Below are 14102 nucleotides of genomic sequence, written 5' to 3'. Positions count from 1 at the left end.
CTGCAGGCCGGCGTTGCCGGCCATCGACATGGTCACCGGAATGAAGGCGGCCAGGATCGCGGCTTCGGCGAGCTGGTCCTCATAGGAACCGACAACCGTGGCGGCGACACTGGCGCCGATGAGGCCGGCGAGCAGCCAGGGCAGACGGCCCCTGACGATCCGGACGACGGTATCGTCCGAGCGGGCTTCCGCCGACACGCCGCTCATCAGCAACATGTCCTCATTGGCTTCGTCCGCAGCAATCCTGGTGAGCTGTTTCGGCGTGACCCTTCCGATCAGGTGGCCTTCGGTGCTGACGACCGGCACTGTGCGCATGTCGCGTTTGCGCGCAAGGCGCAGCACTTCTTCCTGGTCCGTATCGGCGGAGACCGCGAGCACGTCCCGGTTCATGATGGCCTGCAAGCGGGTCTCATGCGGGGCCAGCAGAAGTTTGCCGACCTCCACCGTGCCTGTCAGCTTCCCTTCCGCGTCCGTCACATAGACCGTGAAGATCCTGCGGATGCGGTCCGCCTCCGCGCGCATCTGCTCGACGGCCTCGCCGGCGGTGCAGTCTTCCGGCAGGGCGACGAATTTGCGGGCCATGACACGACCGGCGGTGTCGTCGGCGTAGGAGCCGCGTGTCGCAATGTCCTCGACATCCGGCAGGCGGGTGATCAGTTCGTCGGCGACGTCGTCCGGGAACTCGTTGAGAATTTCGACGGCGTCTTCCGGATCGAGTCCTGCGAGAATGTCGCGGAACTGCTCAAGCGTCGATTCTTCCATCAGGATGGCGCGGAACTCCGGCCTGAGCTCCGCCACCACCTTGATCGACGGATTGGCGGGAAGCCACTGGAAGAGCTTGCGGGCCTGTTTCAACCGCAGCCGCGTCAGAAGCTGCATGACGTCGACCGGGTCCCAACGCCTGAGCTCGTCGACAAGTTCTGTGCGGTTGCCGTCCCTGATGAGGTCCCGCACGGCCGTCAGAGGTGCGTCATTTGCCGCCAGTGGCTCGTTGGCCGGTTCCCGTGTCCAGACAAGGGTTGAGGGTTCAGGCAAAACGCTGGCAGGGTTCATGGGAAGTGTCTCCGGGGTGGCCGGTTTGCTCCTGGAGCGGATTTGTGACGCCGTGCTGACACGGCCGGGAAGCAGGATCAGACCTCGAATTCTTCGATATCGGCAAAGGCTTCGCGCAGTTTTTCCGACCAGCCATGGGACAGTTTCTGGAAGTAGGGATCGTCCTGCTCGATCCGGACCTGTCGGTCGGTGGAAAATGTGTCTGCGTTGTAGAGCAGCATGTCGATCGGCATGCCGACGGAGAGGTTCGATCGGAGCGTGCTGTCGAAGGACAGGAGCACCAGTTTGGCCGCTTCGCCGAGGCGCATGTCGGCGCGCGTGACCCGATCCAGGATCGGTTTGCCGTATTTGTGCTCGCCGATCTGAAGGAAGGGCGTGTCTTCGCCCACTTCGATAAAGTTGCCGGCCGCATAGACCTGGAAAAGACGCGGAGCTTCTCCCTTGATTTGCCCGCCCAGGATAAAGGTCACGAAAAAATTGTCCGCACTGGCCGCAAGGGCTTCACCGTCGATTTCCTTGACCTCCCGAACGGCGCTGCCCACCAGTCGGGCGACCTGGAACATGGTCCTTGCGGTCATCAGGGTTCCCCGGTCGCCTTCACCGGAAGCGATGTGTTCGCTGAGCAGGGAGATCACGGCCTGGGTCACGGCCAGATTGCCGGCGGACAGGAGCGTGATCACCCGTTCGCCGGGTTCCTCCCAGACGTGCAGCTTCTTGAAGGTGGAAATGTTGTCGACACCGGCGTTGGTCCGCGTATCGGCAGCAAAGACCAGCCCACGATCCAGTTTCAAGCCGACACAATATGTCATTCCTGCCCCACAAATTCTGGCCGCGGCCCGATTACCGCATAGATGGCGGCCGGAAGATGACAGCTATTGCTGTTGTTGGAAAGCCGCCTGTGCGACGTCGACTTCCACTTTCAGGTTCTCATCCAGGCCGCCGAACCGGATTCCCCTGATCGGTGCAGCGGAACGGGAATCGAGACCCGTAGTCAAGCGGATATAGCGCTCTGTCGGGCACATTGCGTTGGAAACATCAAAGCCGGTCCAGCCGAGACCGTCGATGAGGACCTCTGCCCAGGCATGATGAGCTTCCGAGGCCTGCTCCTCTTCGAGCAGCAGATAGCCTGAAACATAACGCGCGGGAACGCCAAGGGAACGTGCCGCGGCAATGAAGATATGGGCGTGATCCTGACAGACACCTTCACCTGCGGCGAGCGCCGATGTGGCCGATGCATGGGTCTCCGTCACTCCGACCTTGTAGTCGACCTTTTCACGAATGGCGTGCATGAGGGCATGGAACCCGGAAATCCGGTCATGCCCGTCCACTTGCGCAGCAAGCTTTCGGATTGCCGGATTCGACTGGGTGAGGGGGGTGACCCTTGTGTAGATCCTCGGTGGGATCACTGCGTCCGGTTCGTAGCCAAGAATGCCGTTGATGTCAGTGGTTTCGACAATGCCGGATGCGGTGATTTCAACCTGCTCGACCATCCCGCCGCCTGAAACCATGTGCACCTGGTTGCCGAAAGCATCCTTGTAGGTCGTGGCCCGTGCGATGCCCGGTGCGTCGATGGTCCATTCGAGGATCTTTTGCGCGGGGCCGTCCTCCGGCGTCAGGCGCAGCTGCTGCATGGCGTTGGCAAGCGGCGTGTCGTAGCGGTAGCGGGTGGTGTGTCGGACAGTCAATCGCATGCGGCACCGGGGGACTGTGTTCTGGATCAGCGGACGCTCAATCCGAATTGATTGAACGCCCTGAAGCTGATCGCATCCAAAGTGTCAGAGCCTTTTGCGTTCATTTCAACGCAAGAGGCTCCAGGGTCAGGCGAAGTTGTAGTCTTCATAAAGCTGATGGGCGAAGCGGTTGTTCTTGTTAGTGAATTCGGTCAGGAACTCGTGCAGGCCCTCCTGAAAGACTTCACGCATCTGTTTGTCCGACAGGTCCTGATATATGTCGGCGGCCAGGTCCAGGCTCGGCTCGCGAGAGCCGTAGAACTGGGCCAGGTCCTCTGCCGTGTCGGCAATCCAGTCGTAGCAATGCGCGAGCGAGCGCGGCATCTCCTGTCTCAGGATCAGGAACTCTGCAATGTTGAAAGCCTTGAGGCGTGCATTCGGGTAGGCGAAGCGATAGCTTCTGCGCCCCGACAGGGCCCTGAGGATCGCAGACCAGTGATAGCGTTCGGCCGAACCGTCATCGATGATGTCGTTGTCGGGCAGCAGGGTCCAGTAATAGGTGTTCAGGATCCTGGCGGTATTGTCGGCCCTCTCCACGAAGTTGCCCATCTGGCTGAAGAAATAGCCGTCGTTTCGCAGCACCGTGTTCAGAAGCGCACCCCTGAACAGATGCGCGCGCTGGTTGACCCAGGCCAGAAAATCGGGAAGTTTTTCCTGGGTGATCGTCTGCGGGTTCACGTCCGCGAATTCGATCCAGGTGGTGTTGATGGCCTCCCAGAGTTCGGCGGTAATGCCGGTGCGCACCGATCTGGCGTTGTTCCGGGCCAGTTCCAGGCAATTGCGCACACTCGACGGGTTGTCCCTGGAGAAGATCATGTGTGCGGACACATTGCGGTTGTTCAGTTCCTCATATTTCTGAGCAAAGTCCGCTTCACAGCCGGAGCAGGCGAGGGCAAAGGACCAGTGGGTGCCGTCCTCCTGGCCGGAGTGGGAGATGATGGCACCGCGATAGGCGACTTCCAGGAGGCGTGACACGTTCTGCGCACGTTCATGGTAGCGCGACATCCAGAACAGTGAAGAGGCGGTTCTTCCGAGCATCTGATCCTCAGTCCTCCAGTACCCAGGTGTCCTTGGTGCCGCCGCCCTGGCTGGAGTTGACGACGAGAGAGCCCTTTTTCAGCGCGACGCGGGTCAGGCCACCCGGCGTGATCCTCACCTGATCGCCGATCAGCACGAAAGGCCGCAGATCCACGTGGCGGGGGGCAATGCCCGAGGCGACATGCGTGGGGCAGGCGGAAAGGGCAAGTGTCGGCTGGGCGATATAATTGCCCGGGTTGGATTGCAGCACCTTGCGGAATTCGGCGATTTCACGCTTGGAGGCGGTCGGACCGATCAGCATGCCGTAGCCGCCAGAACCGTGGACTTCCTTGACAACGATCTCCTCCAGATTGTCGAGAACATAGGCCAGGTCGTCCGGCCGGGAGCAGTTCCAGGTCGGCACATTGTTCAGGATCGGCTTCTGGCCGGTATAGAACTCGATGATGTCGGGCACATAGGCATAGATCGCCTTGTCGTCTGCGATGCCCGTGCCCGGGGCGTTGCAGATCGTGACGTTTCCGGCCCGATAGGCATCGAACAGGCCCGGCACACCAAGCATGCTGTCCGGATTGAAGGTGAGCGGATCGAGGAAGGCATCGTCGATGCGGCGGTAAATCACATCCACCTGCTGCGGATCCCGCGTTGTGCGCATGAAGACCTTGCCGGCATCTACAAAGAGGTCCCGGCCTTCCACGAGTTCTACCCCCATGGAGTCGGCCAGGAAGGCATGCTCAAAATAGGCCGAATTGTAGATGCCGGGCGTCAGCACGACGATGGTCTGGGCTGATTTCGACGGATCGGGGGCAACGCTTTCCAGGGTCTGGCGCAGGTTTTCCGGATATTGCTCGACCGGCGCGACCTTGTGCGTCTGAAAGAGTTCGGGAAATAGCCGCATCATCGTTTCCCGGTTCTCCATCATGTAGGAGACCCCGGAGGGGGTGCGGGTGTTGTCTTCCAGAACGTAGAACTCGTTTTCCGATACGCGGACGAGGTCGGTACCGATGATGTGGGCGTAGACCTTGCGAGCCGGAGTGAACCCGGCCATTTCCGGCAGAAAAGCCTCGTTCTGCAGCACCAGGTCGGAGGGAATACGGCCCGCCCGCAGGATCTCCTGCCGGTGATAGATGTCGTGAAGAAAGGCGTTGAGCGCGCGCACCCGCTGGTCGATGCCGGCGGAAAGCCGCCGCCACTCGGACGCGGAAATGACACGCGGGATCGGATCGAAGGGGATCAGCCGTTCGGTTGCCTCCTCCGCGCCATAGACCGCGAAGGTAATGCCGAGCCTGCGGAAGATGGTTTCCGCATCCCGGCTTTTCCGGGACAGAAAGTTGGAGGGTTTTGTTTCGAGCCACCTGGCGAGCCTGGCATAAGGCTGGCGCGGCTCGCCGGCTTCGTTGAGCATTTCATTGAAGAAAGTGCGTACGTCCGCCATTGCCTCCCCTTTGACTGCTTGCTTGTCAGGCAATCATGTCAAAAAAAGGAGTTGTGTCAAAGGGCATTCTGTAGGCGGCGTTGCCTTTCGATTGGGCACGGGCGGTTCAGTCACGGTAACCAGACGAGCCGTCCACCTTCACAAATCGGCCGTCGTCGTCGACGTGGACGGTCATCGTGTCGTCGGCGGACCAGTACGGATAGTTCCCGAATTTGAAGATCCTGGGGTAGACGGTGAGCTTGCCGCTCTTCTTGACTTCGCTGGTCTGGGTGACCGTGAACATGCCGGTTTCGCTACGGCCTGAAGGCAGCAACTGGCTGAGGTTGATGCCGGGTGAACCGTTACGGTTGTGGTCCTGGTAAAGTTCGCCGCCGTAGACTGCACATTCGATGTGCAGTTTGCTGCGGCCAATTCTCGGGCCGGACGGGGTCTGGGTCCACTTGATGTCCGGATCGATCGACAGCCATTCATCGACACCAAAGCCGAGATGGATCGTGGTGCCGTCCTTTACCGGAATGTCCTTCATGCGCATGTAAACCGAACCGGACCGGTTTTCGACGGCATATTTGGGCGAGATGTAGTTCCAGCCGATTTCACCGTCCAGAACGTTCAGTTTCTGCCATTCGTAGAAGATGCCGGCTCCGGCGGAGACGGAGAGAGGGGTGGGCAGGAGATTGAATTGCCGGCCAGGTTGGACAACGCCAAGGTCGTTCATGATGAATTGTGCCAGGCGCTTGCCGGACTCGTTGAGCGCCCACTCGCCGGTGGCCTTGCCGGCCGCCATCATGACCTCCCTGAACACTTTCGCTCCGGACTTCAGCGCAGCGTCCGCGTCGCCGCCGAAGGAAAGCTCCCAGTCCAGCCCGGAGGAGGTGATCCCGTCCATTTCCCGTTCGGTTCTGCATCCGGTGACGAGCAGGACCGCCATGGCCGTTCCGACTTCCGCCATGACACCGGCACGCTTTCCGGTCACCAGGACCTGGATGGGAAGCCGTTTCGTTCCCATGTTCCAGAGATCGAACTGAAAGACGCTGCCTCCCGCCAGCACCGAACCGGAAAAGCCGCCACCCAGAAGGGCAATCCAAGTCGTGTCGGGACTATAAAGGGTCATTTCAAAACCTCCCAGCCGGTCTGATCACGCAAAAACGGAACGGCGTTCGGGTATTGAAAAGCAGCAGCAGGGCCTTGTCACCATGCACCGGCATGGTTCCGCAGGCATTTTCTTTCTGGTCATTGCCCGATCGACGCCTGAATGCACATTTTTTCTGAGCTCGCTCCCCAAGATGAAGGTACAAAAGAGACTGTATCATAGATCACCGGACTACCAGTCCGCGCCTGATTGAAGGGGCGCAGACCGGCAGGAACAAGGGTTCAATCCTGGTCCCGGTCCGGTTTCGTAGTTTCCCCATAAGCCCATGTGCTGACTGTTCCGGGCTCCGGGTTCATGTTAGGGCGTGTCTCAAGCAAGTTATTGGGAGGACCGGATGAAAGAAGTTCTGGCCGAATTGGAACACCGCCGGGAAACCGCCCGGCTGGGCGGCGGGCAGCGCCGGATCGATGCACAGCATTCCAAGGGAAAGCTGACGGCGCGCGAGCGCATTGAGATTCTGCTGGACGAGGGCTCGTTCGAAGAGTTCGACATGTTCAAGCAGCACCGCTGTACCGATTTCGGCATGGAGGAGCAGCATATACCGGGAGACGGCGTGGTCACCGGCTGGGGGACGGTCAATGGCCGGACCGTCTATGTCTTCTCCAAGGACTTCACCGTCTTTGGCGGTTCGCTTTCCGAAACCCACGCGGAAAAGATCACCAAGTTGCAGGACATGGCTCTGCAGAACCGTGCGCCGATCATCGGCCTGTTCGATGCAGGCGGCGCCCGCATTCAGGAAGGCGTTGCGGCGCTCGGCGGTTACGGTGAGGTGTTCCAGCGCAACGTTCTGGCGTCCGGGGTCATTCCTCAGATCTCCCTGATCATGGGCCCGTGTGCGGGCGGCGACGTTTATTCGCCCGCAATGACCGATTTCATCTTCATGGTGCGCGACACCTCCTACATGTTCGTGACCGGGCCCGACGTGGTGAAAACGGTGACCAACGAGACGGTCACGGCGGAAGAGCTCGGCGGGGCCTCGGTGCACACCACCAAGTCCTCGATTGCCGACGGCGGTTTCGACAATGATGTCGAGGCTCTCCAGGAAATGCGGCGGCTGATCGATTTTCTGCCGATGAACAACCAGGCGGACTTGCCCGAGCTGACCAACTACGACGATCCCGATCGGATCGACACCAGCCTCGATACACTGATCCCGGACAATCCGAACAAGCCCTACGACATGAAGGAGCTTGTCCTGAAGACGCTCGACGAGGGCGACTTCTTCGAGATCCAGGGGAGCTTTGCCAAGAACATCCTGACCGGTTTCGGACGTGTGGAAGGTCGCACCGTTGGCGTCATCGCCAACCAGCCGATGGTGCTTGCCGGAGTTCTCGACTCCGACGCCAGCCGCAAGGCGGCCCGCTTCGTGCGGTTCTGCGATTGCTTCGGCATTCCGATCGTGACCTTCGTCGACGTTCCGGGCTTCCTGCCGGGTACCTCGCAGGAATACGGCGGTCTCATCAAGCACGGCGCCAAGCTGCTGTTTGCCTATGCCGAGGCAACGGTGCCGAAGATCACGGTGATTACCCGCAAGGCCTATGGCGGCGCCTATGACGTGATGAGTTCCAAACACATCCGTGGCGACATCAACTATGCCTGGCCGTCTGCCGAAATTGCGGTGATGGGCGCAAAGGGCGCAGTTGAAATTCTCTACCGCTCGGAACTGGGCGACAAGGACAAGATCGCCAAGCGCACCAAGGATTACGAAGACCGTTTTGCCAATCCGTTCGTGGCGGCCGAGCGCGGCTACATCGACGACGTCATCCGGCCGCATTCAACGCGCCGGCGTGTCGCCAAGGCTTTGGCGCTGCTGCGTTCGAAGAAGGTGGAAATGCCCTGGAAGAAACACGACAACATCCCGCTCTGAGAAGCGGGCCTTAAACAGTGTTTCGTGAAGTTCGAGGGGCCGGATATTTCCGGCCCTTTCGTTTTAGGTCCGCACCCTAGTCCCAGCGGCTGAAGCCTCCGCGGGGGAACAGGGGTTCCTTGCATTCGTAGGCGACCGGGCACTTCCGGCTATCCCTTGTCTTGCCGTATTGGACGAACAGGACCTGATTGTAATCGCAGTAGCTCTGGTTCGAAACGAACATGGAATAGGTGTGCTGGCCGGTCGTGAAAACGACGGCGCCATGCTGCTGCACAAGGTTCTGCGCCTGAGCACATGTCATTTGCCTGAGATCCGGACGCGCTTGCGCTGCGCTTGTCAGGAAAATGCCGGCGAGGGCGACTGCTGCTGTCATGAGATGGCTTTTTCGCATACTTGCCTCCCTTTACTAAGGGCTGTGACCCGTTCAAAACGAGCCGTTGATATCGGCCACCAATGGTCATCAATCAAACCTCACGGCAAGGCTGGTGGCAAGGGCACGATGGCGTAATCGCTGCCTCAGGGATGTGATATCGGCCACAGACCGTTGTATTTTCGGGGCAAGAGATGAAGGTGCCTGACCGCAGGACGGAAATCCGGTGTGTTTCCGGGCCTGCCGAATGCTGGAGACCGGTTTCACGCAAGGAAAGAGTTTCGGGATCAGGTGCCTGAGTGGTTCTTTTTCCAATCGGTGGGGCAGGCCGGCCCCGGAAGGACCTGCTTCGCGCCTCTCAGCGAAAACCCGGCTGCCAGATCGTTCTCGAACTTGACCACAAGGGAATGCGAGGACCGCAGCATGTGCCAGACATAATCGAAACCGTCCGAGCAGGTCGGGCAATTTGTGTCGATATATCCCTGCTTGTTGACCTGCAACTCGAGCGCCTGCCGGTCAAGGACAAGCTTGACGCGCGAGAGTGGCCGCGGCGACTTGCCCTCGATCAGGACCTGCAGCAGCGTTCCGTTCAGCCGCCGCTTCGGGTTGCACCAGACGACAAAGCTGGATCCTTCGTTATTCGTGGTCCAGTAGCGATCAAATCCCTGGATCTTGTCGCTGTTCCATTTGTCGACCGACGTTGCCTGAGCGCTGCTTGAAAGAAACGAGGTGACAATGACGGCGATTGAAAGAAGCCTCTTCATGGTTTTCCTCTCACAAGCTCGGTAATTCTTGCAATCGGAATATTAAAAAACCCATAAAACCCGGAATTTCTCGTAAAGATTGATCGGAAAGCGTATGCGTTGCCACTTGTTGAATGCAGGTCCGCAAAACCACGTCTCGCCCTTTGGATAAGTTGCAAGGGGTCTGGGGGCAGCCTACAACTTTGGAAACTGATCCTTTGGGTGGAAATGCATGTTCTCGAAAATTCTTATCGCCAACCGGGGCGAGATCGCGTGCCGGGTCATCAAGACGGCCCGCCGGATGGGTATCAAGACGGTTGCCGTCTATTCCGATGCCGATCGTGACGCCCTTCATGTCGAGATGGCCGACGAGGCGGTGCATATCGGTCCCGCTGCGGCTGCTGAATCCTACCTGATTGCGGACAAGATCATCGCCGCCTGCAAGGAGACCGGTGCCGAGGCCGTGCATCCCGGCTACGGATTCCTGTCGGAGCGGTCGAGCTTTCCGGAAGCCCTTGCCAGGGAGGGGATTGTCTGGATCGGTCCGAACCCGCGTGCCATCGAGGCGATGGGCGACAAGATCGAATCCAAAAAGTTCGCCAACGAGGCCAGGGTCAGCACCGTTCCGGGGTACCTGGGTGTGATCGAGTCTCCCGATCAGGCAGTGCAGATCGCAGGGGAAATCGGTTACCCGGTGATGATCAAGGCGTCCGCCGGCGGTGGCGGCAAGGGCATGCGTATCGCCTGGAATGCGGAGGAGGCACGAGATGGCTATGTCCGCTCGAAGTCGGAAGCGGCCTCTTCGTTCGGGGACGACCGGGTCTTCATCGAGAAATTTATCGAGAATCCCCGCCATATCGAGATCCAGGTGCTTGGCGACAAGCATGGCAACGCGATTTACCTCGGTGAGCGCGAATGTTCGATCCAGCGGCGCAATCAGAAGGTCATCGAAGAAGCACCGTCGCCGCTGCTCGACGAGGAAACCCGCCGCAAGATGGGGGAGCAGGCTGTCGCGCTGGCCAAGGCGGTCGACTATGACAGCGCCGGAACGGTCGAATTCGTCGCCGGGCAGGACAAGAGCTTCTATTTCCTGGAAATGAACACGCGCCTGCAGGTGGAACATCCCGTTACAGAGCTGATCACCGGCGTCGACCTGGTCGAACAAATGATCCGCGTGGCCGCTGGCGAGGAACTCAGCCTGAGGCAGGACGATGTGAAGCTGAACGGCTGGTCCGTCGAAAGCCGGATCTATGCGGAAGATCCGTACCGGAACTTCCTGCCCTCCATCGGGCGTCTCGTGCGGTATAATCCGCCGGAAGAGATTTCCTCTGAAAGCCTGACCGTCCGCAATGACACCGGCGTGGTCGAAGGGTCGGAGATCTCCATGTTCTACGATCCCATGATTGCCAAGCTGGTGACCCATGCACCGACACGGGCGGAAGCGATCGATGCCATGAGCTCGGCGCTCGACGCCTTTTATGTCGACGGGATCCAGCACAACGTTCCGTTCCTGACGGCACTCATGAACCATCCGCGCTGGCGTTCCGGCGAACTGGCAACCAGCTTCATCGCCGACGAATATCCGGACGGATTTTTTCCCGCCGTACCGGACGATGATGCTTATTCGGTCCTGGCGGCGGTTGCCCTGTCCATGGGCGCGCTGGAACGCGAACGGCTTGACCATCTGCCGGGCCGCCTGCGGCCGCATTCCGGTGCCGTTCGGGAAAACTGGGTGATCAAGCTGGACAAGACCTATGTGCCGATCCGGCTGGCCGCAGGGTATCCGGGAACGCCGGTGGAACTGGATGTCGCCATCGGGGACGGCCCGGTGATGAACGTGGAATCCGACTGGTCACCGGGCGATGCGCTCTGGTCGGGCAAGGTCGGGTCCCGTCAGGTGACGGTGCAGGTCCGCAGCGTGACAGGCGGCTTCCGCCTCGACTGGCAGGGCTATTCGGTCCTTGCCAAGGTGATGACGCCGCGTATTGCCGAACTCGACCGCTTGATGCCGGAAAAACTGCCGCCGGACACCTCCAAGATGCTTCTGTGCCCGATGCCGGGACTGGTCGTCTCGATCGCGGTCGCGGAAGGGCAGGAAGTCAAGGCGGGCGAGCAGCTTGCGGTGGTCGAGGCGATGAAGATGGAAAACGTGCTGCGGGCCGAAAGGGATTGCGTCGTCTCCGCCATCAAGGCGGCGCCGGGCGACAGTCTGGCTGTCGATGCCGTGATCATGGAATTCTCGTGACGGCCTTTGCTTTGCAATGAATTGACAGGTTCTCTCCGGACCAGTTACAGCGGCTCGTAACCGTCAGGTTTCGAGCCGTTTCCTTTTGCCGATTGCCGGAGGCCCAATGCCCTATTCCACTGCCTTGTTCGATCTGGACGGAACCCTGACGGATCCTTTCGAGGGGATTACCCGCTCGATCCAGTTCGCGCTCGAGAAAATGGGGGCATTCGTGCCGGCTGCCGAAGACCTGCACTGGTGTATCGGGCCGCCGCTCTGGGAAAGCTTCAGAGTTCTGCTTGAGACGGAGAACCAGGAACAGCTCGACCAGGCCGTCGCCTTCTACCGGGAACGTTTCACGGTGACCGGCCTTTACGAAAACAACTTGATCAAGGGTATTCCGGAGTTGCTTGAGCGCCTTTGCGATGCGGGCGTGACGTTGCATGTCTGCACTTCAAAACCGCACGCTTATGCCGGCAAGATTGTGGAGCATTTCGGGCTCATGCCGTATTTCGGCAAGGTCTACGGATCGGAGCTCGATGGGACCCGCTCGGCCAAGTCCGAGTTGATAGCCCATATTCTTCAGGAAGAAGGGGCGGCTGCCGCGCAGACCGTCATGATCGGAGACCGCAAGCACGACCTGCTGGGCGCCAACGCAAACGGAGTGGCCGGAATCGGCGTATTGTGGGGCTATGGCAGCCGCGAGGAACTGTCGGCCGAACAGCCGGTGCTGATCGCGCAGGCGCCGGACGAGATCGCACGGCACCCAAACGGCTTCGCCCTGGCAGAAGCTTGACCGGCTAATTTACCACCGTGCGACTTGTCCAATACGCCATCCGGAATTGTTGATCTGCTAAACGGTTGCGGGACTTTGAGCGGAATGTTTAACTCCCGATTCAGATGATGGGCCTAACCATAAAGGCGCATACCTCTAATCAAGGCGGCATGAATGGGTGCAACGGCTACCGGGATTAATACGGTACCGTCCGGTGAGACGGTTGGCGTGGGGTTTTACGCACACTCCGGAAAGCAGCCTCCTGTTCTGCCCGCCGGTTATGATCTTCACCCGATCGACCCTTTCCTTCACGCTGAGATCAGTACCTTCCGGATTTGCCTGGTCGCAGCCGGATTGGACGAGCTTGCCAGTCTTCTGACGGAGGCTGTCTCTCTGCTGGGTGAGGATTGCGTCTTGATAGCCTGTCCCGATGAAGAGCCGGATGTTGGCCGTCAGGTCGAGTTGCTGGCTGCGGGCGCGGATGACGTGGCGCCTGCGTTTGATGCAGACCGGCTAAGCCTGGCGCTCAAACGGGCGGAGCGGGTTCTGGAACGTCAGGCGCGCCAGGGCCGGCGCCTCCGGAGCCTTTCCGCCGAGCGGGACAACCTGCAGGCGGCGATCGACAACCTGCCGTCACCGATCTTCTTCAAGAACCGCGCCGGGATCTACAGTGGCTGTAACAAGGCTTTCGAGCAGTTCATCGGGCTGCCGGCCAGCAAGGTCTGCGGTGCAAGCGTCTATGACGTGGCTCCGGAAGAGCTGGCAAAGGTCTATGAGGCTGCCGACGAAGAGTTGATGCAACGTGGCGGTGTGCAGATTTATGATGCCGAAGTCCGCTATGCGGACGGGGAACACCGGCACGTCAACTTCCACAAGGCGGTCACCCGGGACAAGCTGACGGGGGAAGTGAACGGCCTTGCCGGGGCCATGCTCGATATTACCGAACGCAAGCAGCTCGAAAAGCGCCTCAAGAGGGCCGCTGAACGGGATGACCTGACCAACGCCCTGAACCGGCGGCGTTTCTTCGAACTGGCCGGCGATATCGAGGCGAAAGCCCGCCGCCAGGCGACCAGTCTGTCGGTTCTGGTCCTGGACGTCGATCACTTCAAGCAGATCAATGACCATTTCGGCCATGCCTGCGGCGACGCTGCCCTGTGCCATCTCGTCAGGCTGCTGGAGACGGAAATCGTCGAACCGAACATTTTCGCGCGCGCCGGCGGCGAGGAGTTCTATTGCCTGCTCCGCGACTGCAAACTGCAGCAGGCTTTCGATTACGCAAACCGGATTCGCAAGAAGGTCGAGGAAGTTCCCTGTACCTTCGACGGCTTGGAAATCTCCTTCAAGGTCAGTATCGGGGTTGCCGACGTCGGCGTCGGCGAAAAGCTGAGCCAGGCGCTCATCCGGGCGGACCAGGCACTCTACCAGGCCAAGGAAGCCGGCCGGAACAGGGTCTGTACGGCCTGAAATCCGTAGTCCGGCAGCCCGACGTACCTGATGCAGTAACCCTGGAGTTTGCTTGGCCCCCAGGTATCCGAAGAAATGTTGCAGAATGTCCTCAATGGCTCCGCAATTCGATTGTTCTAACAAGCCATTGGTTGCCTGATGCCGGTCCCTGCGATAGGAAGTGCCCGGTTATTCACGCGAACCCGCCGGATCTGCGAGATGTGATTGAACAATGCACATAGCCAACTGAATGAAAGGGACGCTTTCGCGGACCCTT

12 protein-coding genes are annotated in these 14102 nt (G+C 59.8%); 4 read left to right on the top strand and 8 right to left on the bottom strand.

All coding sequences use genetic code 11. The features are described 5' to 3' along the window. The 6 genes from ACQY7U_RS24640 to ACQY7U_RS24615 all read right to left on the bottom strand — a co-directional run. Positions 1 to 1053 (bottom strand): magnesium transporter (locus tag ACQY7U_RS24640; RefSeq protein ID WP_428650748.1); only part of this gene is annotated, 1053 nt, incomplete at its 3' end. A 77-nt stretch (positions 1054 to 1130) separates the two neighbouring features. Next, positions 1131 to 1862 (bottom strand): peptidase, encoded by a 732-nt coding sequence (locus ACQY7U_RS24635; protein ID WP_428650746.1) that lies wholly within the window; start codon positions 1860 to 1862, stop codon positions 1131 to 1133. A gap of 63 nt (positions 1863 to 1925) precedes the next feature. Beyond that, entirely contained in the window at positions 1926 to 2744 is an 819-nt protein-coding gene (locus ACQY7U_RS24630) for a transglutaminase family protein (RefSeq protein ID WP_428650743.1), read from the bottom strand. 126 nt (positions 2745 to 2870) lie between these two features. Further along, complete coding sequence (locus ACQY7U_RS24625) at positions 2871 to 3821, bottom strand: alpha-E domain-containing protein (protein WP_428650740.1); 951 nt, start codon at positions 3819 to 3821, stop codon at positions 2871 to 2873. 7 nt (positions 3822 to 3828) lie between these two features. Next, positions 3829 to 5253, bottom strand: coding sequence for a circularly permuted type 2 ATP-grasp protein (locus tag ACQY7U_RS24620; protein ID WP_428650737.1), 1425 nt, complete (start codon positions 5251 to 5253; stop codon positions 3829 to 3831). A gap of 106 nt (positions 5254 to 5359) precedes the next feature. Further along, complete coding sequence (locus tag ACQY7U_RS24615; protein ID WP_428650734.1) at positions 5360 to 6364, bottom strand: hypothetical protein; 1005 nt, start codon at positions 6362 to 6364, stop codon at positions 5360 to 5362. Between the two features lie 373 nt (positions 6365 to 6737). Here ACQY7U_RS24615 and ACQY7U_RS24610 point away from each other — a divergent pair, with 373 nt between their 5' ends. Further along, positions 6738 to 8270, top strand: a complete 1533-nt coding sequence (locus ACQY7U_RS24610) for an acyl-CoA carboxylase subunit beta (RefSeq protein WP_428650731.1) — start codon at positions 6738 to 6740, stop codon at positions 8268 to 8270. Positions 8271 to 8346: 76 nt separating this feature from the next. Here ACQY7U_RS24610 and ACQY7U_RS24605 read toward each other — a convergent pair whose 3' ends face one another. Next, complete coding sequence (locus ACQY7U_RS24605) at positions 8347 to 8661, bottom strand: hypothetical protein (RefSeq protein ID WP_428650728.1); 315 nt, start codon at positions 8659 to 8661, stop codon at positions 8347 to 8349. A 266-nt stretch (positions 8662 to 8927) separates the two neighbouring features. Further along, positions 8928 to 9404: a hypothetical protein gene (locus tag ACQY7U_RS24600; protein WP_428650725.1), complete on the bottom strand. Its 477-nt coding sequence runs from the start codon at positions 9402 to 9404 to the stop codon at positions 8928 to 8930. Between the two features lie 211 nt (positions 9405 to 9615). On the opposite strand from ACQY7U_RS24600, the gene ACQY7U_RS24595 reads away from it, so the two are divergent. The 3 genes from ACQY7U_RS24595 to ACQY7U_RS24585 all read left to right on the top strand — a co-directional run bounded on the left by ACQY7U_RS24595 (position 9616) and on the right by ACQY7U_RS24585 (position 13846). Continuing rightward, complete coding sequence (locus ACQY7U_RS24595; RefSeq protein WP_428650722.1) at positions 9616 to 11628, top strand: acetyl-CoA carboxylase biotin carboxylase subunit; 2013 nt, start codon at positions 9616 to 9618, stop codon at positions 11626 to 11628. A gap of 106 nt (positions 11629 to 11734) precedes the next feature. Continuing rightward, positions 11735 to 12403, top strand: coding sequence for an HAD family hydrolase (locus tag ACQY7U_RS24590; RefSeq protein ID WP_428650719.1), 669 nt, complete (start codon positions 11735 to 11737; stop codon positions 12401 to 12403). 153 nt (positions 12404 to 12556) lie between these two features. After that, a complete protein-coding gene (locus ACQY7U_RS24585; protein ID WP_428650717.1) occupies positions 12557 to 13846 on the top strand; it encodes a diguanylate cyclase in 1290 nt (429 codons plus the stop codon). Positions 13847 to 14102: the final 256 nt, after the last annotated feature.

Source organism: Roseibium sp. (assembly GCF_050301095.1).
Lineage (GTDB): Bacteria > Pseudomonadota > Alphaproteobacteria > Rhizobiales > Stappiaceae > Roseibium.
Note: the sequence above shows the minus strand (reverse complement) of the source record. Positions and strands in the feature narration are given on the sequence as shown.